Raw genomic sequence first — 24,626 nt, forward strand, 5'->3', positions numbered from 1 at the left:
ACCACTTCAAGCTTTTTCTTTAAGATGAATTTCGTTTTCCTGCAGGTCTTTCTTATGCTTATTTATTTTGAAAAATATACTCGCTAATAATGTGAACACCGTAATTGCGATTATAAACAAATTAATAATGTACCAGGGAAAATCACCTAAGTAGCTAAGTGGTGTTGTTGAATCGGGCGTACCGGAAATGTATAAATAATTTGATCCTGTCAACGTATTCAAAATATACATCATTACTGCAATTACACACAACGCAGCAAAAGTATAAATAGTTGATTTTGTGGTGATCACATATTTACGTATGCAAAGATAATACAAACCTACCCAAACGATCATCATGTGTGTGATGAAATACTTGAAATAATTGAAGTGAGGGAAAATATAATCAAGGTCCGGCGTAAGAATGGCAAGAAAGGCCGGGATAATCCCGCAAAAATAGATAAATGGAAATACACGTTTATCATTTGTAAGCAATAAATAAATACATAAATAGGCTGAAATGTTGCATAGATGAAATGGTAAGTTTTCCTGGATTGTCCATGGTCCAAGATATATATTGCGCATCTGAAAAATCAGTTCAAGTCCCACCATTGTGACAAAGCTAAATTTCCTGATGTATGGTTCGTATTTAAAATTTCTGATTGATTCACGGAATGCAACAATCAGAATAACCCCTATAATCAGAATGAGTATTGGAGCAAAGTGTGTCATTCCCCAATGCTCAAATTTAACGGTACTTTCCATAAACGTATTACCCCTATTTGTTCTTTTTAACTATAATAGCATGTTTCTGCCGGTTATGAATAACTAGTTATTCATAACTATAATCGTTTCCCGAATGGAAAAGGTGGCATGAATAATCAAAAATTCATGAAAATATAATATAGATTGATAGGAACGTAATTAAAGAGTCTTTTCATGCTATACTGGAGAAAAAGGAGGCTGTTTACATGAGTGAAGATATTAAAAACGCAATTCAGGATGTGTACCCGGATGATTTTTCCTGGTGCTATGGCTGTGGCCGTTTAAACGAAGATGGGCATCATTTTCGTACAGGCTGGGACGGCGACGAAACGGTTACGGTGTATAAACCCCGCCCGGAACATACGGCAATACCCGGGTTTGTTTATGGTGGATTAATAGCTTCATTGATTGATTGTCATGGAACCGGCTCAGCATCGTTGGCATTGCATCGGAGGAACGGCCACGAGCCTGGTGATGGTACAGAGCCGCCACGGTTTGTAACAGCATCGCTGGAAATTAAATTTGTGAAGCCTACCCCACAGGATGTAGAGTTAAAAGCTATTGGAACAGTTGAAGAAGTTCATCCAAAAAAGTTCAAGGTGCATACGGAGGTATATGCCGGTGATGTTTGCTGTGCCAAGGCGGAAGTAGTTGCAGCAGTTATGCCGGAATCATTTGGCAGGAACTAATCAGGCTGGGACTGAAACTATTGGCAAATAGCAACGTAGAGTATATAAGAATGTTTGCATAAAGGCAGGAGCATGTACATGGTTGATATCGTTTCTTTTATTTTATCAATAGTAACAGTGGCTTATATTTTTTATAAAAACAAAGAAAAAATTAATAGACTTTCATTTGGCCAGATTTTGGCTGCTTGTATGTCATTTATTTTTTTCATCGGAGTCGCAACTGTACTAATATATTTTGGCGGCAACTGGATTGTTGATAAAATCCGTGTTGAATGGATAAGCACGGTTGTTTCCTACATCATTATTGTGGTCGTTATAGGCGTTGTTATTGTTTTATTGGATAAAGTGGTCGGGAAGATAACGAAAAGTTCACAAGAGACATAATTTCTTAGGAGAGAAACAGTGGGTTCGACGGAATTCAATACGGTATCAACGGAATAATGTGCAACTCTAACAGAATACAAGATACTATCAAAGAAAAGAAATAACACATATTATCGACGGAAGGCATGACTGCTAAGGTTTCTTCCCCACAGATATACGTTACCAGATGGATGTTTTTTAAAAAAATAAGATATCCGGGGAAGTTTTCCAGTATCGTATAGCAGCCAATTGGATATTGGTGAAAAAGGTGTTAAACATGCCATGTAAAAACCTAAGAGCTCATAAAAAAAGGGAGTGCAATCACTTCCCTTTTTTATACTCTTCATTCACCATTTTATTTAGTACGTGGTTAATTCCCACTGTTTTCTCAACTTCTAATACAAAGGCAATTCCTTTACCAGGTTTATTTAATTCAGCATCTTCATTAATGGTTTGCAAAACATCCTGTGTTTTATCACGACTGATAAGTGTTAATACCATTTCTTTTTCGGGTTCAATCATTATATTGAACAGTTTTGCTTTCTCATGTACCCCGGTACCACGTCCGTTCAGAATGGTTCCGCCTTCTGCTCCAGCCTTTCTGGTGGCATCTACTACTTTTTCGGAGTCACCCCTGTTTACAATTGTAATGATCAAGTCATACAACACCTTTTGATCCTCCATAATGATATTAACACCCTCCTTATCCTTTTCATCACTTTCTTCATCAAATTCTGAATGCTGACAGATTCCAGTGATTTTTTTTGAATCTATGACAAAACCGATGCCTTGTCTTGGCTGGTTCAGTTTGACTGAATTAATAATGGCATCCATGACACCCGGGAATATTTTATCGGGGACAAGCGTTAGTATAATCGCCCTTTCCCGTTCAACCGGGATTCCCAGGATCCGTTTTTTTTCATTAAGTCTGAATCCATTCCCTAAAAGGGTAGTACCGCCTCTGGCTCCGGCATTTTTGGATGCCTGGATAACCTTTTTGGCTTTTTCTTTCTTAACGATTGTGACGAGAAGCTTTTGTCCCTGCTTCGTCTGCAACATACTGACCCTTCTCCTTTCTGCCGTACAACACACCAAGCGTTAGCACAGATAATATAGGAGCCAATGCTACCAATGCAACCATTCCGAATCCGTCAATCAGCGGATCACGACCATCTATCTGGGCTGCGATTCCTGTATACATTGCCAGAATAAAGGTTGCAGTCATCGGCCCGGTTGATACTCCGCCTGAGTCAAACGCAATCGATGTAAATGTCTTCGATGAATATCGTACCATGATAAATGCTATTATATAACCTGGAATGATAAAATACCATAGGGAAATTCCATAAATTATCCGAAACATGGATAGTGCAATGGAAATCCCGACACCAGTTGATAAAGTGTACAACAAAACTTTTTCGGGGATGTACCCACCTGATACCTTCTCCACCTGCTCAATTAAAACACTGACAGCCGGCTCAGCATATATTGCGAAGAAGCCCAAAATGAATCCAATCGGTATTAAAATCCACCTGTATGACAGATCTCCCATTGCTCTTCCCATTAAATCTCCAATTGGCAGAAATCCGATGTGAACCCCTTGAAGAAAAAAAGACAGACCGAGAAATGTCAGGATAAAGCCGATACCAATATCGATCAATTTTCGCATAGGAAGTTTTAAAAAGACAAAATGGAAAATCAGAAACAGGATTACCAGGGGTAATAAAGCAGTGGCAACTTCTGACATTACGCCAGCAAAGCCTTCGAAAATGTGTATGTTCATCCGTAAATCACCCCCAGAATCAGGACGGATATAATCGGGCCAATCGAAGCCAGTCCAATTAGTCCAAAGCCATCACTTGAAGCTGTTTTACCACGTATCACGGTGGCCACACCGACCCCAAGTGCCATGATAAATGGTACAGTCAGCGGTCCGGTCGTTACACCGCCGGAATCAAATGAGATTGGAACAAAATGGGCGGGTGTAAATGCAGCTAACAAAAAGATAAGTGCATATCCGCCGGCCAATAAATAGACAATGCTGAAGTTAAAGATAATACGCAGCATGGCAAGTCCCACGAAAATACCAACTCCAAGTGCAACAGCGAGAATCAGAACGCTCTTTGGAATTGCGCCGCCGGAAACTGTATCGACTTGTGTGGATAACACGCGTACATCGGGTTCAGCAATGGTGACAACCAGTCCCAACAGAAATCCGAAAAATACAATGACCCAAAGCTTTTTTGTTTTGGATAAAGCGGAACCAATCAATTCCCCAACAGGCAACAGTCCGACATTTACCCCAAGTAAAAAGAGTACAAGGCCAAGTCCCACAAAGGCAACTCCAATCAGAAATTGGATAAATGTTTCCATAGGCAGCCAGATAATGGTGAATTGTAAAGCGGTTATGACCAGTGTGATCGGTAAAATAGAATAAATAACTTCCAATATCGTTTCTTTAATATTGTCCATGAAAAACCCCCTGAAGCAGTTAAAAAATATAGTCATAAAACAGATTTTTCAAAAAAATCACGGTTTGAAAATGAGGAAATGCTTATATTGAGGTGATAGAAAACAGAACTTTCTTCATTTAGTATACCATTTTTAGAAAAAATAAGATAATAATCTGGTCTTTATTTTGACAGTTTCACAGTTTTGTTATAAAATGAATGATAGTCAGTCATTGCTTGGAGGACTTCAAATGGATAATAAAAAAGAAAGTATTATTCAATCAGCTATAGATGTTTTTCGTGAAAAGGGTGTAGAGGAGGCAACGGTATCCGATATCGTCAAAGGAGCCGGTATTGCCCAGGGGACTTTTTATTTATATTTTTCATCTAAACTGGCTGTTATGCTTTCGATTGCAGAAGAGATGACAGATAAAATTCTCAATGAGATAAAAGAAAATGTACCTGAAGAGGCTCATATTTCTATTCAATTGGAACAGGTTATTGACATCGTGTTTGAACTGACAAAGGAGTACAGGGATGTATTTGCTTTAACTTATGCAGGCCTGGCATCAACCGAGTATTTACAGGAGTGGGAAACGATATACGAATCCTACTATGCGTGGTTAAGTGAACAGCTTGAGAAGGCGAAAGCGGAAGGGGCTATTCGCGATTCATTGCATCCGCATCGAACAGCTGAACTACTGATTGGATTAATTGAATCAGCAGCGGAGCAAACGCACATGTATGGTCAGCAGGATGAACCGACAGCTGAATTGAAGAAAAAAGAAGTGATGGAATTCGCAGGGCATGCGCTGGGATTATAATCCGGTGCAATGTCCTTTTACTATCGTTTTTGATAAAAATGACTGAATGTCAGTCAAAGGCAAGGGGTGTTACTGATGAAAAAAGCATGGATTTATGTGGCGTTAACTTGTCTTTTGGAACTGGTTTGGGTGTTTGGGTTTAATTTTGCTGCAAGCTGGTGGCAGTGGGGCTTGGTAGCTGGAGTAATCATGTTGGACTTCCATTTTTTCAGGAAGGCATGTGAAGCACTGCCAACGGGGACTGTTTATGCAATATTCGCTTCAGCAGGTACGGTTGGAACGGCCTTGATGGATGCATTTTTATTTGACGGATCATTAAATATGCTGAAAATAGTTTTCATCATGCTCCTGATTCTCGGAGTAGTAGGCTTGAAGCTTGCGGATAGTGCAGATGAAAAACGAAATAAAGGAGGTTCCTGGTAATGGGATGGATTTTTGTTTTACTGGCTGCGATGCTGGAAATTTCGGGTGTTATTGGTATGAAACTATACAATCAAAACAGCACATTCAGAAATGGTCTATTGTTTATTGGAGGATTTTCAAGTTCATTGCTGGTTCTTTATCAATCCTTTTCATATCTGCAGGTCAGCGTTGCTTATGCGGTATGGGTTGGCATTGGAACGGCTGGAGCGGTTTTACTGAACATGCTTTTTTTCGGGGAGTCAAAAAGTCTGTCCCGGATTGTGAGTCTTCTTGCGATTATTGTTGGGGCAGTTGGGTTGAAGGCAGTCTCTTAAAAGATTACCTTCCTGATGTAGCCCACAACAGGAAGGTAATTGTTTAATTATTCAGCTTCCCCGACAACAGTAAAGCGTTCATTGATATGTTTCGGGTTTTCAATTTCGTCTACAACAGCAACAGCATAATCTGCATAGCTGATATAACTGTCACCTTTTGAATTTACCAGGAGATTATCTTTTCCTGACTGGTAGTTTCCAGTTCTCTGACCCTCAGCATCGAACATTGCGGAAGGACTGATGAAGGTCCAAGTAATGCCCTCGGTCTCCTGCAATTCTTTCAGGTTTCTGGCCTGGCCATTTGCTGTCGGTTTAAATGAATCAGGAAAGTCTGGTGTATCGATTACCTGAGTCGATTTGTTTTCGTCCACGTACAGACTTCCGGCACCACCAACAACGATAGCCTTTGTGTCTGTACCTTTTATTGCCTCTATTAAAGCATGTCCAGCGTCAACATGTGGCTGTTCCTCACCAAGCGGGGCACCAAACGCGTTGACTACTGTGTCAAATTGCTTTAAATCAACTGAAGTCAGATCATAGATATTTTTTTCAATAACAGACACGTTCTTGTCCGCAATTTTAGCTGCATCCCGCACAATTGCTGTAACATCATGCCCTCTGTCAGCAGCTTCTTTTAAAATAAGGCTGCCTGCTTTTCCGTTTGCTCCAATGACTCCTATTTTCATAAAAAATCATCCTCCTGCTGTATAGTTTGTAACAATAATAGTTACATTTAAGTGGTGAAAAAATCTCTTTTAATCAAAGAGATCATGTAAAACATCCTGAAGTGTCTGTGCTGCCAATTCATTTTCCATCGCCTTTTGTGCACGGTCGAATTTATTGTCCAGTACAGCTTGGATATTCCGGCCAACTGCACAATCAGGGTTTGGATTTTCATGCATCGTAAAAGTCGCTTCATTATCTTCCTGTACGGCCTTATAGATATCCAGTAAGGAGATATCAGAAGATTCTTTTGTTACAGCAACCCCGGGGATACCTGCATGTGATGTCAGCAGTCCTGCTTTTTTTAATTTACCGGATATACGGCGAATGACCACCGGGTTGGTATTGACACTATTTGCAATAAAGTCAGACGTGAGTTGCTCCCTTGGGTTATGGGAAGTCAGCGCAAGAATATGAACCGCAACAGCAAAACGACTGTTTTTCATGAGAATCACCACCATATGTAACAAGTATAGTTACAATTAAGATGAAATACAAGCTTTGTGCCTGACAGATAAAAATAAAATCGTGGGATAAACATACAAAAACGCCCGGACATGAATTTTCAGTCCAGGCGCCAATACAGGAACTTCCCTCCGATTTAATGCCGCTTATTCAACCATAAAACACCGGATTTAGCCAGCCGTGGAATGGTGCCTGTTACTGACTGTGACATCATTTCACCGAACCCTTCTGATGAGCCGAGTGACCCAAGAGTTCCTTTCAATTTAATTTTCTTTGGCTTTTTAGGTTTTTCCCCGTTAAAAACAGCTGTCAGGATCTCAGCGATTTGTTCGCCTTGCTGACCGGCCAGCTGACCGCTTGGAGAGTGCTCGGATGATGCACAATCCCCTACAACATAAATATTTTGCTGCTCAGGTACCTGGTAATAATCGTTAATGACAATCTTGTCTTGTTCGTCTTTTTCAAATGGTAATTCACGTGCAAGGTAATTCGGCCTTACACCTGCTGTCCAGATTGTTACATCGTTCACGAAACAAACACCATTGTTGCAAACACCGTCTTTTTCCACATATTCGACATTCGCGTGGTGTTTAACGTGTACATCATTGTTAAAAAACCATTCTTCCACATAATGCTGAATTTTATGGTCAAATGCTTTTAGAACGGAAGCGCCTCTGTCAAGCAGACGTATGTTCAAGTCCGGCCTGCTTTCCCGTATTTCGGATGCCACCTCGATACCGCTCAGACCGGCACCGACAATCGTAGCTTTCCCGTAAGCCTTCAAATTCCCAATCGCCATACCGGCACGACGGGCATTTCCAAATGTCTGGACGCTTTCGGTATATTTTGATGCGCCTTCTATACCGTGATAATTGTCCTCACAGCCAAGCCCGATGACCAGATAATCATAGTTAACAGGTTCACTGCGATCTTCGAAAAGAATTTGCTGGTTGCCTGTATCAATTTGTGAGATTTCAGCGTACACATAGCTGACTCTCTCGTCTTCCGGAAATTGCATTCGTACATCTTTATCAGCCGATGTGCCGGCTGCAATTGTATAAAATTCTGTTTTTACCGAATGATAGGGGTTTCGGTCCACTACTGTAATTTGCAATTCATCAGGCAGATCCTGCTCGAGTAAATCCAGCAATATTTTAAGTCCGCCATAACCGCCACCAAGAATGACTAGATTTTTCATAATTTAAAACTCCTTACATGCGTCTAATGCTTCTATTTCTAAGATTACCAAAAGTTGTGCTGGAAGACTAGGAAAAGTGTGGAATTGTTGTTTTTCATTAGTAATGGTAAGTTATGATTACTAATGAAAAACAACAGGAAAGGTGCTCTATTATGCAGAGATTAACGATTAGCTCCCTGCTTGACGTTATTGGGGAGTTGTTTTCGGATGAAATATCCATTGCTGTATCGAATACAAATGAATATGTTTATTATCGCCCGAGTAAACGAATTGATTTAAAAATAAGACCCGGTGATCCAGTAAAAGAGGGAACAATCGCACATAAAGCGTTGCGCTCAGGACAAAAGGTGTCTGAGTTTAATGATCGTGATGTGTTTGGTGTTCCCTATCTCGGGATGGCCGTTCCGTTCCACAGCGATGGCGTGCTCGAGGGGTGTGTAACTGCTATTTACCCGGCGATGACGGAAGGAAAGTCCGTTGTAACCGTGAAAACGCCGGACGGTTGGAAGCCCGTGCCATTTGATAATGTTTCACTTCTCGAGGCAAAAGACCGGAAAACACATGTTTATACCGAGGCGTTTATTGGAACAAACAAACGGTCACTGCAGGATTTTGAATATTCCCTGCCAAGAGAATCGTTTATTCGCTGCCACCGTTCGTTCCTCGTCAATGTAAATCACATCAGGGACATTTATCCTGATACGCATTCCACATTTCTTCTGGCGATGAAGAACGGGAAACAAGTTCCTGTCAGCCAATCGTACTCGAGTTATTTTCGGAAGTTGCTTGGGTTTTGATACAAAATCTATAAACTGCGCCGTAACTTTATATGCGTGTAGTCCGCGCTGAGGAAATACACTGTTGCGCTCGTCGTTTGGGTGAATTTTGCAAATACTGGGCTAGCGACCATCGAGCGGTGTCACGATGGAACAGCGGAAGGTTTAAGCTGGAAATCATCGAGAGAAGCAGTGTCACGATAGAATAGCGAATTATTTAAGTTAGAAACTATCGAGAGGAATGCTGTTTCGGCGAGAATGGGAAAGTGAGTATATTCAAATTACGGAGCATGGAAACCTCACTAGTTGATAACTCTCAAACTTAGTTCGTAATATAAATCAACTACGAGGTTGATAAGCAGCAAAATTCACGAAAACAACCTTTAATCAAAAATGCTGCCTCATACAATTTATTTAATGGTTCAGTCGGTTATTTTCTATCCCCTTCAAAAATCGCCAAATGAAAGCGTTTTTTAGTTACACTTTAAAAAGATACAAACAATTTCTAAGGTTTAAAGTATATGAACAATTTCGGCACTCACTATACGGCGAATGCCGAGTTGTTCTAAGGATTGTTTTAAAAAGTTATGAAAGAGGGATATAAATGACAACTAACTATGAACGCATCAGAGACCCTCGCCTCCAGAACCGTGTTGTTTCAGCTGAGGAAGCTGCTTCATGGATCAAGGATGGCATGACGTTAGGGATGAGCGGATTTACTCGTGCAGGTGATGTGAAAGCGGTGCCAACAGCATTAATCGAACGCGCGGAAACTGAAAATTTTAAAGTTAATGTATTTACTGGAGCATCTTTAGGTTCGGATATCGATAAAATGTTCGCTGAAGCAGAGATTGTAAACAAGCGTTTACCGTTTCAGGCAGATCCGACAATGCGGAAGAAGATAAACCAGGGTGAACATCTATTTGTGGACCATCACCTTTCACACACTGCTGAACTTATTCGAGGTAATGTACTGGAAACAGTTGATTTTGCGATTTTGGAAGCGATTGCTATTTCGGAGGATGGATTGATTATCCCATCTACTTCGGTTGGGAACTCCCTGGCTTTTGCTGAAAACGCTGAAAACGTTATTATCGAGCTTAATATGGCACAGCCTGAGCTGCTGGAAGGTATCCATGATTTATACAGCCCGGGAAAACAAGGGGAACGTAACCCAATTCCACTAACAAAGCCGGATGATCAAATTGGCTCGACAGGTATTCAAATTGATCCGGCGAAAATAAAAGGGATTGTATTTACCAATCAGGTCGATTCACCGTCAACAATTGTACCACCTGACCATGAAACTAAGATTATGGCGGATCATTTACTGGATTTTCTGCGAAGTGAAGTCGAAGCAGGCAGATTAACCGAACGGCTCGCACCACTCCAATCAGGTATCGGATCGGTTGCCAATGCCGTACTGCATGGCATGGTGGATTCCGAGTTTGAAAATCTGGATGTTTATTCCGAAGTATTGCAGGATGCAGTGTTTGATTTAATCGACGCCGGAAAAGTTAATTTTGCTTCCTGCTGTTCGATTACCTTGTCAGAAGCAAAAATGAAGCAGGTATTCTCCGATTTCGGAAAATACCGTGATAAATTAATCATGAGGCCGCAGGAAATTACCAATCATCCGGAAATCATCCGCCGGCTCGGGTTAATCTCCATTAATACAGCATTGGAATTTGACATTTATGGAAACGTTAACTCCACACATGTATCAGGCACGAAAATGATGAATGGGATCGGTGGTTCCGGCGATTTCGCCCGTAATGCCCGACTTGCTATTTTTGTAACGAAATCAATTGCTAAAAAAGGTGACATTTCAAGTATTGTTCCGTTCGCCTCCCATATCGATCACACGGAACATGACGTTGATGTGGTCGTTACAGAGCAAGGTTATGCTGATCTCCGGGGATTGGCTCCACGTGAACGTGTGCCGATGATCATCGAAAACTGCGCACATCCGATATATCGTGAGCAATTGTGGGGGTATTACCAGGAAGCACTTGAGCGCGGTGGACAAACACCGCACGTACTCGAAAAGGCTTTATCATGGCATACGAATTTTAAGGAAAATGGCACAATGCGCCAGCTTGCAGCAGAAACTGTATAAGCAAGTAGAAAACCACGTTCTGAGGGAGCGTGGTTTTTTTGTGAAAAAGTAAGCATCCGGAACTGTTTAACAGAGGTGTAATAAATAAAAATCAACTTGAAGGGAATGGTAAATGTACAGATATAGACTCGGTAAAGGAAGGAAGAGAAAATTTGGAAAGTAAACAAGTACCATTAGTTTCATCAGAATATGCAACACTTTGGGTTGTCTATCAAAAGAAATCAATGATGGTTCAGGTTATTGGGCGTTTTGCGTCGATAAACCAGGATCCTGAAATAACAGAAATATTGCAAACATTTCTTGACAAGGAAAAGGAATTTGTAAATGAAATAGCTGACATTTTCAAACAGGAGGGAGCAGCAGTTCCTGTTGCTTTCACTGAAAACGATGTGTACCCGGATGCACCACGATTGTTTGATGATATTTATCATGCCCAGTATTTACGTATGATGATGAAAATTGCTACGGGAATCCATGCATTGCATATGTCGATGACTTATCGGGCCGATATTATGGCCCTGTACAAAAAGTTTTCGGCCTTTGCAGAAGAAAACTGTGAAAAAACGACACAACTGTTACTAAATAGAGGAGCGCTTTCCAAATCACCAGCTGTTACAGCACCTGACCATGTTGCGTTCGCCAAGGAAAAGGATTATCGTGATGGCTTTAAACTGTCAGGGCAAAGACGATCATTAAACATGGTAGAAGTTGCTTATCTTTATCAGGGTATCGAGTCAAATGTGACAGGGATGAAGCTGATGACAGGTGCCGCTCAAGTGGCTAAGGAAAAAGAAATCCGCAAATATTTTTTTAGAGGAAAAGAAATATCTAAATCGATAATATCAAAATTCAGTAATGTGTTAATGGATAGTGACATTAATGCACCAACAACATCAGCCGGATTGGTTACTGATTCTACCACTGCTCCATTTTCAGATAAGCTTTTCATGTATAATACGTCTCTGTTAAGCACCTTTGGATTAGGGAGCAGTGCTTTAGGTACTTCTTTTTCCCTGAGAAATGATTTGCCGCTGAAAATGGCAATGGCTGGTAAGGATATTTTCAACTTTGCGAGTGACGGAGGAAACCTCATGATTAAATACGGATGGACAGAGGAACCACCACAAATGGTTGACAGAACGAAATTGTCGAAGGATAAGTAAAGTGAAACCACGTTTACAATGAGCGTGGTTTTTAAAATTGACCAGGTTCCAGTTCGTGTGTATAATATAAACATAAGTTTAAAGGACAAACATAAGTTTATAAAAGGTGGTGACATGATGAACGAAAAGGAACAAAAGATTGTAGAATTAATTAAACAAAATCCGTACATATCGCAGCAGGAACTGGCAGAATCATTGGGGTTGTCCCGTCCCTCTATTGCAAATCTTATTTCAGGACTGGTGAAAAAGGGGTATATACGGGGGAAAGCATACGTATTAAATGATTTGAAGCAGATCCTTTGTATCGGCGGTGCCAATGTAGACAGAAAGTTTTATATTAAGGATAAACTTCAATTAGGAACGTCCAACCCAATACGCTCAACACAAACCACTGGCGGCGTCGCACGGAATATTGCCGAAAACCTGGGACGGCTGGGGATGGATGCGACATTGCTTACGGTTAGCGGATCTGACACAGAATGGAATTATATCGCAGAGAAGTCATCGCCATATATGAATCTTGATGAGGTGGCACAATTCTCAAACACATCAACCGGCTCATACACTGCAGTTTTGGATGAATCGGGTGATCTTGTTCTCGGATTGGCGGATATGGATGTTTTTGATTTAATGATTCCGGAATGGATCGGGCAGCATACCGCTCTTTTACATCAGGCGAAATGCATCCTTGCTGACTTAAATTGCCCAAAAGATACACTTCTTTTTTTATGCCAATTTGCCAAGAAACGTGACATTCCACTTATCTTCGTGGCAGTTTCAGCACCGAAAATGAAGCATATTCCTGATGAATTGGATGGATTGACCTGGATGATTACGAATCTTGATGAGTCAGAAGCTTATTTTGACAATAAATTAACCCCGCAGGAAGCTGTTGAAAAATGGTTGGAATCGGGTGTTGTTAATGCAGTGGTAACGAACGGAAAAGAAGGTGCAGTAGTCGGGAATGAGAAGGAAGGGATTTATCATGTGCCTGCACTTGAAACAAGTGAAATAGTCGATGTAACCGGGGCAGGCGATGCTTTCTCATCAGCTGTCACGTATGCGTGGTTTGAAGGGAAGAGCCTGGTTGACAGCACCAGGGCCGGAATTGTCAATGCTGCAAAAACATTGCAGTCAACTCATACCGTTCGTCAGGATTTATCACCATTAAAATTGGAAGAAGATATGGAGGAGTTATCATGAAAAATTATATTTCACTATCAGAAGAAGTTCGTACAGCGAAAGAGCAAAGAAAACCTATTGTAGCATTGGAGTCCACGATTATTTCACATGGCATGCCATATCCGCAAAACGTTCAGACAGCACGCGAAGTGGAACAGATTATTCGTGACCATGGTGCGATTCCTGCAACAATAGCTATCCTGGATGGGAAAATCAAAATCGGTCTGAATGATGATGAACTGGAAGACTTTGGTAACAGTAAAGGTGTTGCCAAAGCTTCACGCCGTGATCTCCCTTATTTGCTGGCTACCGGGAAAAAAGGTGCGACGACCGTAGCTGCTACAATGATTTGTGCCGAACTGGCCGAGATCAAAACGTTTGTAACCGGTGGAATCGGCGGTGTTCATCGTGGTGCAGAAACAACGATGGATATCTCTGCAGACCTTGAGGAACTTGCTAAAACAGATGTAGCGGTTATTTGTGCAGGGGCAAAATCGATTCTTGATCTTGGTCTTACCATGGAATACCTCGAAACAAAAGGTGTGCCAGTTATGGGGTATCAGACAGATGTATTACCGGCCTTTTACACACGGACAAGCCCATTTCCTGTTAACGTTCGGGCTGATGATGCCGAAACAGTTGCTTCCACACTGAAAGCTAAGTGGGATTTAAATTTGACCGGTGGAGCTGTCATTGCCAACCCGATTCCGGAAGAATATGCGATGGCTGAAAAGGACATAACAGCTGTTATTGAAACGGCACTGAAGGAAGCGCAGGAGCAGCAAATTTCCGGGAAAGAGGTAACCCCGTTTATGCTCAGCAAAGTAAAAGAACTGACTGGCGGCAAGAGCCTCGATGCCAATATTGCATTAGTGAAACATAACGCGCATGTTGGAGCAGAAATTGCTGTGAAATTGGCAGGAATGGAATCATAATTTTTTAAAAGCCCATATTTAGCCTCATAATTTCCATTAAATTGGTAATACCAGTAATGAGGTGAAAATATGGGTCCAGAAAAAGCAAAACTGACATCCTCCGAAATAGGAACACTTTGGGGGCAGTATATAAATGGAACAATGACAGATATGGTAAACCGGTATATGATATCCATTGTTGAGGATAAAGCCATTAAGTCCCTGTTTCGTAGTGCTGTTAAAACCTTTGGAAAGCAAAAGAAACAAATTGAATCATTTATAAAGAATGAGGGATTCCCGGTTCCAATTGGATTTACAGAAGCTGATCTTAATAAAGATGCAAAGCGGTTATTTTCGGATATGTTTTGCCTGAATTATTTACATATCATGACGATTCACGGATTAGCCGGACATTTAACATCCTTTAGTGTTTCTGTCAGAGAGGATTTACGGCGTTTTTATGATACATGTGAAGATGATGGGAAAAAAATGTACCATCAAACAATCAATCTTTTGCTCGAGAAAGGGGAATTTCAAAGAGACCCTTATTGTTATCCTCCGAAATCCAGGGAGTTTGTTACAAGCAAAGAATTTACTGACGGGTTCCTTGGAAAAGGTAGGCATTTAGCTTCAACAGAAATCATAAGTATTTCACTTAGTACGAAAAAAAGCGTATTAGCCAAAACACTTTGTATCGCATTTAACCAGGTTGCTCAAACAGAGGAAGTAAGAAAGTTTATGACCGATGCCGTTAAAGTTGCTGACAATAACATCCAATCCTTTTCAAAAATTATAACTGCAGACAATTTGCCAGTTTCCAAGTCGTGGGAAACAGAGGTAACAGTTTCAACTGACTCACCGTTTTCAGATAAGTTATTAATGTATCATATTGGATTTTTGTCCCAGGTTGCCCAGGAATATTATGGGAAGGGGATAGCGTCAGCAATGCGAACAGACATTTTAGCTGCTTATGAAACCACCATTTTAAGGAATTTAAAGGTTACCAAAAAGTGGTTTAATATTATGGTGCAAAACAAGTGGCTGGAACAGCAGCCGCTTGTCCCGAATAGAAATGAAATTGCAAAAGAAAAATAATTGCTGTCCAAAAGTTATCCATTTTTACCGGGATGACTTTTTATTTTGGATAGTTGGACACAGTTTTGTGAAAAATAGGTGTGACATTTTCAATACTAACTGTAAAGGAGACAACCAACATGGCAAATGTAAAATTGGCAGTAATTTATTACAGCTCTACCGGAACAAATCATCAAATGGCACAATGGGCAGAGGAAGGTGCCAAGGATGCTGGTGCTGAGGTGAAAGTAGTAAAAGCTCCAGAACTTGCACCGGAAGAGGCAATTGCTTCAAACCCGGCATGGAAAGCACATCATGATGTGACAAAAGATGTCCCTGAAGCAAAGTCGGATGACATTGAATGGGCAGACGCGATTATTTTCAGTGTTCCGACCCGTTTCGGTAATTTAGCTGCTCAAATGAAACAGTTTATAGATTCGCAAGGCGGACTGTGGGCATCCGGTAAAACGGTTAACAAAGTGGTTAGCGGGATGACATCTGCCCAAAATCCGCATGGTGGTCAAGAGGCGACACTACTTGCATTATACACATCCATGATGCATTGGGGTGCAGTCATTGCAACTCCAGGATATACGGACCCGGTATTATTTGGTGCTGGAGGAAATCCATATGGAACAAGTGTATCCGTCGACCAGGATGGCAACATGGTGGAAGATGTTGCAGGCGCAGTAAAACATCAGGCCAAGCGCACCGTTGACATAGCTTCACGCATTATATCAGGAAGCTGAATATAAAAAATCCGCAATCTAATCAGGATTGCGGATTTTTTATAGCGGGCCATAGGGACAGGTCCCGTGTCTCACTCAGGAAGGCGTTAACTTCGGCGATTTCATCTTGAACTTCGGCGATTTTCCACTAAACTCCGGCGATTCACAATTAAACTTCGGCGACTTCACGCCAAACTCCGGCGATTTCCTCATTCGATGAGACAAGGTGCCTAGTCCCCCTGTCTTAATCCATCAATTCACCAATAATTTCATACGAACGTTTTCGGGCTTCCTGGTCAAAAATTTGAGAGTTGATGATGATCTCATCAGCTTGTGTTTGTTCGAGAAACGCTTCAAGACCATCGCGTACCGTTTCTTTACTGCCGACTATCGTCGAGAAGGAATTGACCGACTGCTCGACTGCCGCTTTTTCCATTTCAGACCACACTTCATCAATGTTTTCAATTGGCGGCTGTAATTTCATCGGCTGTCCCCTGCGAATGCTTAAGAATTGCTGTTGCTGGGTGGTGGCCAGGTACTTAGCCTGTTCATCCGTATCAGCGGCAATCACATTCACACCAGGCATTGCATATGGTTTCTCCATTACTTCGGATGGCTGGAAATTATCACGATACAATTTCAATGCCCCGATTGTGTTATCCGGAGCAAAGTGACTTGCAAATGAAAACGACAACCCTTTTTGGGCAGCAAGCTGTGCACTGAAGCCACTGGAGCCCAACAGCCAAATTGGGATGTTCAGTCCTTCTCCCGGCACTGACTTAACACGCTCTGTTCCTGCAAAATAACCCTGCAATTCTTCAACCTGCATCGGAAAGTCCTCGACACGCTGGTTCAACGTCCGGCGCAGTGCATATGCCGTTACCTGATCCGTTCCGGGTGCCCGGCCAAGACCCAAATCGATTCGGCCCGGGTAAAGCGATTCCAGTGTACCGAACTGCTCTGCAATCACTAACGATGCATGGTTTGGCAGCATAACGCCGCCGGAGCCGACACGCATATGGTTTGTTGTCCCGGCAATATGGCCGATAATCACCGAAGTTGCCGAGCTCGCTATTCCCGGCATATTGTGGTGTTCGGCAAGCCAGTAACGGTGGAATCCGGCTTTTTCCACGGTCTGGGCAAGATCAACACTGTTTTTAAAAGACTCTGACGGGTTCCCGCCTTCCAGTACAGGTGCCAGGTCCAATACGGATAAAGGAATATTATTAAATGTTTTACTCATCTCATTCACTCCTTGTTAAGAAAAGCGTAAGCGCCCGTTTAGCAACGTACAAACTGCGCCCGCGCATCGCGGGTGGGTCGGCGTTGCCACGCAAAGACTCAGCCGATGTTGACTTATCGTAGTGGAGGAGTGTGAAGTTTGCTAGTTGCTGGGCGCTGGAGCTGGACATGGCTTACCATATCGCAAGCATAATAACGCCTCATATTTTATGCTTTCTTTTCTTATGAAGAATGATACGACGATTAGCAAACAACGTCCAATTATTAGCTTATACAGTTATGGCACCGATAAAATAAAAGAAACACGTAAATGGTTTTTCGTTCTAAAAAAGTGTCCTTACCCATACAATAAATTCGTGTGTTCTTAATTAAGAAATTGAAAGTTACTGTTTTCCTAAATAAAAATAAAAAATATTTTAAATTAACCGTTGACTTGTTCATTATAAAGAACTATTATAAGAAATAATAACGAAAACAGTCCCTTATCAAAGCGGGGAAATTTTTTTGAATCTATTGTTCGCTATAAAGAATATTTAGGAAACACATGAATATAGATATAAAATCCTATGAAAATATAAGGTGGTTCTATTGAGCAGATTAAAACAAAATAACTACATGGAACGGAAGCCGGTTAAAGAAATTAATTTAAAGGAATATTTCGAGGTTATCAGAAAACGGTTTTGGGTGATTATTCTTGTGACGGTAATTGCCACTTCAGTTGGATATTTTTATACCAACATGAATAATGTGCCACTTTATCAGACATCGACAAGGATTATTTTAGGCTCAGACAGCGACATGAAAACACTGATGGTCATGATTAAAGACCCAATCATTATGGAGATGGTTAAAAACGACCTGGAGCTTTCACGGAGTTCTGATAGTATCGCGAATCAAATCCAGGTTACGCGAATAGAAGATTCACAGGTTATCAAGATCGCTGTTACTGATACAAATCCGGAATTAGCTGTTGCTATTGCAAATTCAACCGCAGCATCATTTAAAAGCGGGATTGCAGACATACTTGATTTTAAAGAAGTCCAGCTGCTGTCCGCTGCCGAGGAAAACCCGTTTCCGATCAATAGCAGCCAAAATAAGATCGTTATTGTTGCATCGGTCTTCGGGCTGTTAACGGGAATTGGATTGGTGTTTTTGCTTGATACGCTGGATGGAACGGTGCGAAAAGAAAGTGAAATTGAAGATATTTTGGGTGTTCCAGTAATTGGGGTTGTTCCAAACATGAACAGGCAGAAATTTATAAAAACCAAAAGTAAGAGTGATAATAAACAAAAACAGGAATTTAAACAGAGAGGTGAGACAGTTGATATTAAATAGACGAACAAACGCAATTCATTTGAAAAAGCGAAACCTTATCACATACTCAAATCCTGATTCTGTCGTGTCCGATCAGTTCAGAACAATTCGTACAAATATTACATTCCTGACAGGAGAGACGGACAATAGAGTCTTTCTTATCACGTCACCAGGGGCGGGCGAGGGAAAATCAACGACAATAGCAAACCTGGCAGTATCCCTTGCGCAACAAAAAGAAAAAGTACTATTAATCGATGCCAACTTAAGAGAGCCGATTATTGACAGTCTGTTTAAAGTTCCAAACAGGCTTGGGTTAACAGACGTACTTCATGAACATGCAACGCTTGATGAGGCTGTTTATGCTACGGGAATTGGGAAACTGGACATTTTGACAAGTGGTTCCATGACCTTTAACCCTGGGGAAGTTCTTGGTAACGAAATCATGACCAGGATGCTGCAAGGGGCAGGGGTTGCTTACGATACGGTGCTGATTGATTCTCCTGCTGTTTTGCAGTCAACGGAAACCAGGGTCCTGGCGAATCAATGTGATGGCGTCGTATTAGTACTGACCCGTGGCAAGACTACTATGGATAAAGCAGCTGAAGCAGGGAAAGTGCTTGAGCTGTCACTGGCAAACCTGGTAGGCTCCATTATTATAGAAAAATAATATTTTTTTACATATTTTGTTCTCTATTAAGAATTAAATTATGTTAAAAGTGCGTTATAAAGAAATAATTCAGGTGATGTCTACTTGCCGTTATCGATGTAGGCACTCGATCATGCTGTGGGTTTATCCAATATAAACCTTAGACGCCTGTCGTCGGTAGTGTGGTGTGAGGGCGGGTTGGATGCCCATTTCATTACATATAAAAAAATTCATGGGAAAGGAGGATGCGTGTGACATACAGGCAGCGATTATCGCTATTCATCATTATCGATTCATGTATTATACTTACCGCTATTTTTATCAGCAGTTTTCTGGTTAATGCAAGCATTTATGTCATTACTGTGCCGCTGATAATTAGCTGCATAACGATTCTTCTTTGTCACTATATTTTCTCCATAAGATATAAACTCTACAAAAAAATATGGGAATACGCCAGCACGAAGGAATTATTAATTATTTTTAAAATAGTTACTTTTTCAATCTTGTCTGCAGTTATCATTCAGTATCTTTATACACAGGAAATTTCCTACAGACTTCTGGCAGTAACCTGGCTGCTTCACATGTTTTTAATTGGCGGATCACGATTTGTCTGGCGGCTGTACCGGGATACGGTCATGAACAAGCATGACAATAAAATCAGAACATTAATCATTGGCGCTGGATCTGCAGGGACGATGGTGGCGCGGCAATTGTTGAAAAATAACGAGGGTGATCTTCTGCCAGTCGCTTTCATTGATGATGATACGAGGAAGCATCATCTCGATCTTCTTGGTCTACCCGTCATTGGTGGTATTAAAAAAATTGCCGAATGTGTGGAAGAACTCAACATTGATAATATAATCATCTCGATTCCGTCACTCAGCAAAAAGGAACTGAACGCCATTTTTCAGGAATGTGCTAAAACCAAAGCACAGACGAAAATTCTGCCGCTGCTGGAAGACTTAATCACGGGAAAAGTTTCGGTCAATCAGTTCCGTGATGTGCAGGTTGAGGACCTTCTGGGCAGGGACCCGGTGGATATGGATATCGAAAGTATTTCGGAATATATCACGAATAAGGTAGTTCTGGTTACAGGGGCTGGTGGTTCCATCGGTTCGGAGATAGCCCGGCAAATTTCGGAGTTTAATCCAAAAAAGCTTATTTTACTTGGGCATGGCGAGAACAGTATTTATTCGATTGAAATGGAGCTGAAAGAAATCTTTCCATCCAGCCAGGTTGAATTTATAACGGAAATCGCTGATGTACAGGATGTGAAAAAGATGATGGCTGTTATGCGTACCTATAAACCGGACGTTGTTTATCATGCTGCAGCACACAAACATGTTCCGCTAATGGAACGAAATCCTGAAGAAGCGGTTAAAAACAATATTATCGGAACAAGAAATACAGCAAGAGCGGCAAGCTGGAACCACGTAAAAACGTTTGTCATGGTATCAACCGATAAGGCGGTTAATCCGACAAGCGTGATGGGCGCATCAAAGCGGCTTGCTGAAATGATTATCCAGGATATGGATAAAAACAGCAAAACAAAATTTGTTGCCGTCCGGTTCGGTAATGTACTGGGAAGCCGAGGCAGTGTGATTCCATTATTTAAAAAACAAATTGAAAAAGGCGGTCCGGTGACAGTAACCCATCCGGAAATGGTCCGTTACTTCATGACCATTCCTGAAAGCTCAAGGCTTGTTATTCAGGCAGGTGCACTTGCAGATGGTGGAGAGATTTTCGTTCTGGATATGGGGGATCCAGTGAAAATAGTGGAGCTCGCCAAAAACCTGATCAAACTGTCCGGAAACTCCATTGATGATATTGGACTGGAATTCACCGGTATACGACCAGGCGAAAAACTTTTCGAAGAGCTGCTGCAGAAAGATGAAATACACGAACAGCACGTCTATCCAAAAATATATATCGGCAAAACAACGGAACTCTATATGGAGGATATTGATAAAATCATAACAAGCTATGCCAGCTTTAATAAAGACACACTTCGCAAGCAACTGCTGAAACTGGCAAATAATGAAGTAACCCGTGAATCTAAATCAGCGGTTACGATTTAAATGAAAACTGCGGGTTCAAAGCAAACATCCAAGGAGGTGATGCCAATGAAAAAGAAAATACTGTATTGCGCAACCGTTGATTATCATTTTAAAGCATTTCATTTACCATATATGAAATGGTTTAAAGAACAGGGATGGGACATTGATGTCGCCGCAGCAGGCAATATCAATTTACCGTATACAGACAATAAATACGATATTCCCATCGAACGCTCTCCATTCAGCCGATCCAATATAAAGGCGTATAAACAGCTAAAGGAAATTATCAATCAGAATAAGTATTCCATTATTCATTGTCATACACCTTTGGGGGGAGTATTGGCACGGTTGGCAGCACGTCAGGCCAGGAAGCAGGGGACAAAACTGATTTATACAGCACACGGATTTCATTTTTGTAAAGGATCACCTCTGATCAACTGGCTTATTTATTATCCAATTGAAAAGTTTCTGTCACGCTATACCGACAGTTTAATAACCATTAATCAGGAGGACTATGAACTAGCCAAAAAACACCGGTTCAAAGCCGGAAAAATTGAGAAAGTCCATGGTGTCGGAGTAGATACGGTACGCTTTAAACCGATGGAAGAAAATAATAAAGCTGAACTGAAAAAGTCATTTGGCTATCATGCCGATGACTTTTTATTGTTTAACGCATCCGAATTTAACACAAATAAAAATCAGCAGTTTCTGCTTCAATCGATGGTTCACCTAAAAGATGCATGTCCAAACGCCAGGTTGCTGCTTGCTGGAGATGGGGCATCACTGGAAACATGCAAAGAGCTCGCTGGCAAACTTGAAATTAATCATATGGTTGATTTTCTAGGGTTTAGAAAGGATATTGATCAGCTCCTGCCAATGTGCGATATTGCGGTCGCCTCAAGCTACCGTGAAGGACTTCCCGTTAATATCATGGAGGCGATGGCATGCGGCTTGCCTGTTGTGGCTATGGAGAACAGGGGGCATCGTGAACTTGTACAAAATAATAAAACCGGATGGACGCTGGCCGAATGGGATGCGGAGGCATTCGCCAAAAAAATAAAAGCGCTCGCAACCGCAGTAGATATGAAAAAACAGCTTGGACTAAACGGGCGTGATGCCATTATTTCAACGTACAGTACAACAAAAGTATTAGCAGAAACAAGCCGGATTTACCAATCTTTTATGGTAGAACAGGAGGAAACCGTGTGGGCAGCCCATTAAGAGTATTGCATGTTGCTGTAAATATGAACCGTGGCGGTGCCGAGACACTGATTATGAATCTGTACCGAAATATTGAGAGATCAAAAGTCCAGTTTGATTTCCTCACATGCAAAGAAGGAGTATTTGATGACGAAATCCGTCAAAAAGGCGGGAGAATTCACCGCATACCTTATGTTACCGAAGCAGGGCATACGGGCTTTAATCGGCAGCTGAGGCAATTCTTTCAGAAGCACCCGGAGTACAGAATTGTTCATTCGCATATGGACAAAATGAGCGGTTTCATCCTAAAAGCAGCCGGGAAAGCAGGTGTTCCGGTGCGAATCGCTCATAGTCATAATACGGAAAGTGAAGGTGGATTTGGGTCAAAGGCCTATAAATGGTATGCAGGAAGTCGTATAAAGTCTGCTGCAACACATTATTTTGCCTGTTCGCTGGCAGCGGCGGACTGGTTGTTTACGAATCAGTCCGGAAAAGCATTCATTCTGAAAAATGGAATAGAAACAGATAAATTTCAGTTTTCGCGGACGTCGCGTGAATCGATAAGAAATGAATTAAATCTGGAAAAGAATACATTGGTTTTGGGACACGTTGGCCGATTCGCATCACAGAAAAATCACTTGTTTTTACTTGATATATTTACCGGTTTACAGAAGGAATTCCCAAATTCTGTTCTTTTGCTGGCCGGTGATGGACCGTTGAAAAACGCCATTGAAGAAAAAATAAAATCGTTGAACCTTGAGAGCAAAGTGAGATTACTGGGTATCCGAAAAGATATTAACGCACTGTTGCAGGCATTTGATATTTTTATTTTCCCGTCCATTCATGAAGGGTTGCCGGTTACCCTGGTCGAGGCGCAGGGTGCAGGACTGCCATGTCTGGTTTCTGACAGGATCACAAAAGAAGTTGATATGGGGGCAGGTCTGATGGAACATCTTCCATTAACTGATAGAAATGCCTGGGTCAAGCGTATTATCCATTTAGAAAAAGAACTTCACACTCGAACGATTGATCAGACTGCTTTAGCTGACAAAGGATATGACATCCGAAAAACGGCTGAGCAAACACAAACAACCTATTTATCACTGGGAGAGCAAGCGATATGAAAAAGTTAACGGTATTCACCCCGGCCTACAACCGGGCATATTGTCTTGATAAATGTTATGAGAGTCTCAAAAGGCAGTCATGCAAGGATTTTATCTGGTTAATTATTGATGATGGATCCACCGATAATACAAGCGAGATGGTAAACACGTGGATAGAAGAGAACGAGATTCAAATACACTATCACCATCAAAAAAATCAGGGAATGCATGGTGCGCATAACACAGCATATGAACTAATCGAAACCGAGTTAAATGTTTGTATCGATTCGGATGACTATATGCCGGATGATGCAGTTGAAAAGATACTGTCCTTCTGGAATATGTACGGTGGTGACCATGTCAGCGGTATCATCGGACTTGACGCCGACAGTGACAATCAAATAATCGGTACGAAATCACCGGTTCACATAAAACAGTCAACACTGTTTGACCTGTATAACAAACATCGGGTTACCGGTGATAAAAAATTGGTCTATCGGTCAGCGTTAACAAAAAAATACCCATACCCAGTCTTCCCGGATGAAAAATATGTCGGGCTTGCTTACAAGTATTTCATGCTTGATAAAGACTACGAAATGCTGTTAATGAATGAAGTTCTATGTTGTGTGGAATACCTTCCCGATGGTTCATCCCGGAATATGCTTCACCAGTACATGAGGAATCCAAATGGCTTTTCTTTTTACCGCAAAGAATTGATGAAATTGCCTTTTGCTGGTGGGTTATATAAATTCAGGCAGGCGATACATTATGTATCTAGCAGTTTGATAAGCAGAAACCGGGCATTTTTACAGGAGACACCAAGTAAACTGCTGACAATTGCTGCCATGCCATTCGGTTTTTTATTGTATCTGTATATAAAAACCAAAACGCGGACAGTTAACGCTTCGTAATTTT

26 protein-coding genes are annotated in these 24,626 nt (G+C 41.4%); 18 read left to right on the forward strand and 8 right to left on the reverse strand.

All coding sequences use genetic code 11. The features are described from left to right. Positions 1 to 6: 6 nt before the first annotated feature. Positions 7 to 744, reverse strand: a complete 738-nt coding sequence (locus G6R02_RS00825) for a YwaF family protein (protein WP_164667346.1) — start codon at positions 742 to 744, stop codon at positions 7 to 9. A gap of 206 nt (positions 745 to 950) precedes the next feature. Here G6R02_RS00825 and G6R02_RS00830 point away from each other — a divergent pair, with 206 nt between their 5' ends. Together G6R02_RS00830 and G6R02_RS00835 are read left to right on the forward strand one after the other, a co-directional pair. Further along, a complete protein-coding gene (locus G6R02_RS00830) occupies positions 951 to 1,433 on the forward strand; it encodes a PaaI family thioesterase (RefSeq protein ID WP_164667347.1) in 483 nt (160 codons plus the stop codon). Positions 1,434 to 1,511: 78 nt separating this feature from the next. Further along, a complete protein-coding gene (locus tag G6R02_RS00835) occupies positions 1,512 to 1,817 on the forward strand; it encodes a hypothetical protein (protein WP_164667348.1) in 306 nt (101 codons plus the stop codon). Positions 1,818 to 2,117: 300 nt separating this feature from the next. Here the strand turns inward: G6R02_RS00835 and G6R02_RS00840 are convergent, their stop codons facing one another. Genes G6R02_RS00840 through G6R02_RS00850 form a run of 3 tightly spaced genes read right to left on the reverse strand, consistent with a single transcriptional unit; the run spans position 2,118 to position 4,268 of the window. Next, positions 2,118 to 2,855 (reverse strand): P-II family nitrogen regulator, encoded by a 738-nt coding sequence (locus G6R02_RS00840; RefSeq protein WP_164667349.1) that lies wholly within the window; start codon positions 2,853 to 2,855, stop codon positions 2,118 to 2,120. Beyond that, a complete protein-coding gene (locus G6R02_RS00845; protein WP_164667350.1) occupies positions 2,809 to 3,579 on the reverse strand; it encodes a DUF1538 domain-containing protein in 771 nt (256 codons plus the stop codon). Before G6R02_RS00845 ends, G6R02_RS00840 begins: the two co-directional genes overlap by 47 nt. Further along, positions 3,576 to 4,268 carry a DUF1538 domain-containing protein gene (locus G6R02_RS00850; protein ID WP_164667352.1) on the reverse strand — a complete coding sequence of 231 codons (693 nt, stop codon included), beginning with the start codon at positions 4,266 to 4,268 and terminating at the stop codon, positions 3,576 to 3,578. The genes G6R02_RS00845 and G6R02_RS00850 overlap by 4 nt, the downstream gene beginning before the upstream one ends. Before the next feature lie 229 nt (positions 4,269 to 4,497). Between G6R02_RS00850 and G6R02_RS00855 the strand changes: the two genes are divergently transcribed. The 3 genes from G6R02_RS00855 (at position 4,498) to G6R02_RS00865 (ending at position 5,807) form a co-directional block, all read left to right on the forward strand. Then, complete coding sequence (locus G6R02_RS00855) at positions 4,498 to 5,070, forward strand: TetR/AcrR family transcriptional regulator (protein WP_164667354.1); 573 nt, start codon at positions 4,498 to 4,500, stop codon at positions 5,068 to 5,070. Between the two features lie 75 nt (positions 5,071 to 5,145). Continuing rightward, positions 5,146 to 5,493 (forward strand): DMT family transporter, encoded by a 348-nt coding sequence (locus tag G6R02_RS00860; RefSeq protein WP_164667355.1) that lies wholly within the window; start codon positions 5,146 to 5,148, stop codon positions 5,491 to 5,493. Beyond that, entirely contained in the window at positions 5,493 to 5,807 is a 315-nt protein-coding gene (locus tag G6R02_RS00865; protein WP_164667357.1) for a DMT family transporter, read from the forward strand. The genes G6R02_RS00860 and G6R02_RS00865 overlap by 1 nt, the downstream gene beginning before the upstream one ends. 47 nt (positions 5,808 to 5,854) lie before the next feature. On the opposite strand, the gene G6R02_RS00870 is transcribed toward G6R02_RS00865, so the two are convergent. The 3 genes from G6R02_RS00870 to G6R02_RS00880 all read right to left on the reverse strand — a co-directional run bounded on the left by G6R02_RS00870 (position 5,855) and on the right by G6R02_RS00880 (position 8,193). Beyond that, positions 5,855 to 6,493 (reverse strand): NAD(P)-dependent oxidoreductase, encoded by a 639-nt coding sequence (locus tag G6R02_RS00870; protein WP_164667359.1) that lies wholly within the window; start codon positions 6,491 to 6,493, stop codon positions 5,855 to 5,857. A gap of 69 nt (positions 6,494 to 6,562) precedes the next feature. After that, positions 6,563 to 6,976, reverse strand: coding sequence for an Rrf2 family transcriptional regulator (locus tag G6R02_RS00875; RefSeq protein WP_164667361.1), 414 nt, complete (start codon positions 6,974 to 6,976; stop codon positions 6,563 to 6,565). Positions 6,977 to 7,131: 155 nt separating this feature from the next. After that, entirely contained in the window at positions 7,132 to 8,193 is a 1,062-nt protein-coding gene (locus G6R02_RS00880; protein WP_164667363.1) for an NAD(P)/FAD-dependent oxidoreductase, read from the reverse strand. A 152-nt stretch (positions 8,194 to 8,345) separates the two neighbouring features. Here G6R02_RS00880 and G6R02_RS00885 point away from each other — a divergent pair, with 152 nt between their 5' ends. The 7 genes from G6R02_RS00885 to wrbA all read left to right on the forward strand — a co-directional run bounded on the left by G6R02_RS00885 (position 8,346) and on the right by wrbA (position 16,170). Next, complete coding sequence (locus tag G6R02_RS00885; RefSeq protein ID WP_164667365.1) at positions 8,346 to 8,990, forward strand: LytTR family DNA-binding domain-containing protein; 645 nt, start codon at positions 8,346 to 8,348, stop codon at positions 8,988 to 8,990. 583 nt (positions 8,991 to 9,573) lie between these two features. Beyond that, positions 9,574 to 11,088, forward strand: coding sequence for a succinyl-CoA:acetate CoA-transferase ScpC (gene scpC / locus G6R02_RS00890; protein ID WP_164667367.1), 1,515 nt, complete (start codon positions 9,574 to 9,576; stop codon positions 11,086 to 11,088). Between the two features lie 152 nt (positions 11,089 to 11,240). After that, positions 11,241 to 12,251 carry a DUF3231 family protein gene (locus tag G6R02_RS00895; RefSeq protein WP_246202481.1) on the forward strand — a complete coding sequence of 337 codons (1,011 nt, stop codon included), beginning with the start codon at positions 11,241 to 11,243 and terminating at the stop codon, positions 12,249 to 12,251. Positions 12,252 to 12,368: 117 nt separating this feature from the next. Beyond that, positions 12,369 to 13,454: a carbohydrate kinase gene (locus G6R02_RS00900; protein WP_164667368.1), complete on the forward strand. Its 1,086-nt coding sequence runs from the start codon at positions 12,369 to 12,371 to the stop codon at positions 13,452 to 13,454. Continuing rightward, positions 13,451 to 14,368, forward strand: a complete 918-nt coding sequence (locus G6R02_RS00905) for a pseudouridine-5'-phosphate glycosidase (protein WP_164667369.1) — start codon at positions 13,451 to 13,453, stop codon at positions 14,366 to 14,368. Before G6R02_RS00900 ends, G6R02_RS00905 begins: the two co-directional genes overlap by 4 nt. Positions 14,369 to 14,437: 69 nt before the next feature. After that, positions 14,438 to 15,442 (forward strand): DUF3231 family protein, encoded by a 1,005-nt coding sequence (locus tag G6R02_RS00910; protein ID WP_164667371.1) that lies wholly within the window; start codon positions 14,438 to 14,440, stop codon positions 15,440 to 15,442. Between the two features lie 119 nt (positions 15,443 to 15,561). After that, on the forward strand, positions 15,562 to 16,170 hold the full coding sequence (wrbA, locus tag G6R02_RS00915; RefSeq protein WP_164667372.1) for an NAD(P)H:quinone oxidoreductase: 609 nt from the start codon (positions 15,562 to 15,564) through the stop codon (positions 16,168 to 16,170). Between the two features lie 223 nt (positions 16,171 to 16,393). Here the strand turns inward: wrbA and G6R02_RS00920 are convergent, their stop codons facing one another. Continuing rightward, entirely contained in the window at positions 16,394 to 17,392 is a 999-nt protein-coding gene (locus G6R02_RS00920; RefSeq protein WP_164667373.1) for an LLM class flavin-dependent oxidoreductase, read from the reverse strand. Positions 17,393 to 17,979: 587 nt separating this feature from the next. Here G6R02_RS00920 and G6R02_RS00925 point away from each other — a divergent pair. The 6 genes from G6R02_RS00925 to G6R02_RS00950 all read left to right on the forward strand — a co-directional run bounded on the left by G6R02_RS00925 (position 17,980) and on the right by G6R02_RS00950 (position 24,622). Further along, positions 17,980 to 18,726, forward strand: a complete 747-nt coding sequence (locus tag G6R02_RS00925; RefSeq protein WP_164667374.1) for a YveK family protein — start codon at positions 17,980 to 17,982, stop codon at positions 18,724 to 18,726. Further along, a complete protein-coding gene (locus G6R02_RS00930) occupies positions 18,713 to 19,372 on the forward strand; it encodes a CpsD/CapB family tyrosine-protein kinase (RefSeq protein ID WP_164667375.1) in 660 nt (219 codons plus the stop codon). The genes G6R02_RS00925 and G6R02_RS00930 overlap by 14 nt, the downstream gene beginning before the upstream one ends. A 230-nt stretch (positions 19,373 to 19,602) precedes the next feature. Further along, the gene (locus G6R02_RS00935; RefSeq protein WP_164667376.1) at positions 19,603 to 21,429 is read left to right on the forward strand and encodes a polysaccharide biosynthesis protein; all 1,827 of its coding nucleotides are present in this window, start codon (positions 19,603 to 19,605) and stop codon (positions 21,427 to 21,429) included. 45 nt (positions 21,430 to 21,474) lie between these two features. Further along, entirely contained in the window at positions 21,475 to 22,629 is a 1,155-nt protein-coding gene (locus G6R02_RS00940; RefSeq protein WP_164667377.1) for a glycosyltransferase family 4 protein, read from the forward strand. Then, positions 22,614 to 23,732, forward strand: coding sequence for a glycosyltransferase family 1 protein (locus G6R02_RS00945; RefSeq protein ID WP_164667379.1), 1,119 nt, complete (start codon positions 22,614 to 22,616; stop codon positions 23,730 to 23,732). The genes G6R02_RS00940 and G6R02_RS00945 overlap by 16 nt, the downstream gene beginning before the upstream one ends. Next, on the forward strand, positions 23,729 to 24,622 hold the full coding sequence (locus G6R02_RS00950; protein WP_164667381.1) for a glycosyltransferase family 2 protein: 894 nt from the start codon (positions 23,729 to 23,731) through the stop codon (positions 24,620 to 24,622). Before G6R02_RS00945 ends, G6R02_RS00950 begins: the two co-directional genes overlap by 4 nt. Positions 24,623 to 24,626 lie beyond the last annotated feature (4 nt).

The organism is Virgibacillus doumboii, assembly GCF_902806455.1.
Classification (GTDB): domain Bacteria; phylum Bacillota; class Bacilli; order Bacillales; family Amphibacillaceae; genus Lentibacillus; species Lentibacillus doumboii.

Coding starts and splice junctions, on each gene's coding strand:
- G6R02_RS00825 (WP_164667346.1), bottom strand. CDS start 744: ATGGAAAGTACCGTTAAATTTGAGCATTGGGGAATGACACACTTTGCT.
- G6R02_RS00830 (WP_164667347.1), top strand. CDS start 951: ATGAGTGAAGATATTAAAAACGCAATTCAGGATGTGTACCCGGATGAT.
- G6R02_RS00835 (WP_164667348.1), top strand. CDS start 1,512: ATGGTTGATATCGTTTCTTTTATTTTATCAATAGTAACAGTGGCTTAT.
- G6R02_RS00840 (WP_164667349.1), bottom strand. CDS start 2,855: ATGTTGCAGACGAAGCAGGGACAAAAGCTTCTCGTCACAATCGTTAAG.
- G6R02_RS00845 (WP_164667350.1), bottom strand. CDS start 3,579: ATGAACATACACATTTTCGAAGGCTTTGCTGGCGTAATGTCAGAAGTT.
- G6R02_RS00850 (WP_164667352.1), bottom strand. CDS start 4,268: ATGGACAATATTAAAGAAACGATATTGGAAGTTATTTATTCTATTTTA.
- G6R02_RS00855 (WP_164667354.1), top strand. CDS start 4,498: ATGGATAATAAAAAAGAAAGTATTATTCAATCAGCTATAGATGTTTTT.
- G6R02_RS00860 (WP_164667355.1), top strand. CDS start 5,146: ATGAAAAAAGCATGGATTTATGTGGCGTTAACTTGTCTTTTGGAACTG.
- G6R02_RS00865 (WP_164667357.1), top strand. CDS start 5,493: ATGGGATGGATTTTTGTTTTACTGGCTGCGATGCTGGAAATTTCGGGT.
- G6R02_RS00870 (WP_164667359.1), bottom strand. CDS start 6,493: ATGAAAATAGGAGTCATTGGAGCAAACGGAAAAGCAGGCAGCCTTATT.
- G6R02_RS00875 (WP_164667361.1), bottom strand. CDS start 6,976: ATGAAAAACAGTCGTTTTGCTGTTGCGGTTCATATTCTTGCGCTGACT.
- G6R02_RS00880 (WP_164667363.1), bottom strand. CDS start 8,193: ATGAAAAATCTAGTCATTCTTGGTGGCGGTTATGGCGGACTTAAAATA.
- G6R02_RS00885 (WP_164667365.1), top strand. CDS start 8,346: ATGCAGAGATTAACGATTAGCTCCCTGCTTGACGTTATTGGGGAGTTG.
- scpC (WP_164667367.1), top strand. CDS start 9,574: ATGACAACTAACTATGAACGCATCAGAGACCCTCGCCTCCAGAACCGT.
- G6R02_RS00900 (WP_164667368.1), top strand. CDS start 12,369: ATGAACGAAAAGGAACAAAAGATTGTAGAATTAATTAAACAAAATCCG.
- G6R02_RS00905 (WP_164667369.1), top strand. CDS start 13,451: ATGAAAAATTATATTTCACTATCAGAAGAAGTTCGTACAGCGAAAGAG.
- G6R02_RS00910 (WP_164667371.1), top strand. CDS start 14,438: ATGGGTCCAGAAAAAGCAAAACTGACATCCTCCGAAATAGGAACACTT.
- wrbA (WP_164667372.1), top strand. CDS start 15,562: ATGGCAAATGTAAAATTGGCAGTAATTTATTACAGCTCTACCGGAACA.
- G6R02_RS00920 (WP_164667373.1), bottom strand. CDS start 17,392: ATGAGTAAAACATTTAATAATATTCCTTTATCCGTATTGGACCTGGCA.
- G6R02_RS00940 (WP_164667377.1), top strand. CDS start 21,475: ATGAAAAAGAAAATACTGTATTGCGCAACCGTTGATTATCATTTTAAA.
- G6R02_RS00950 (WP_164667381.1), top strand. CDS start 23,729: ATGAAAAAGTTAACGGTATTCACCCCGGCCTACAACCGGGCATATTGT.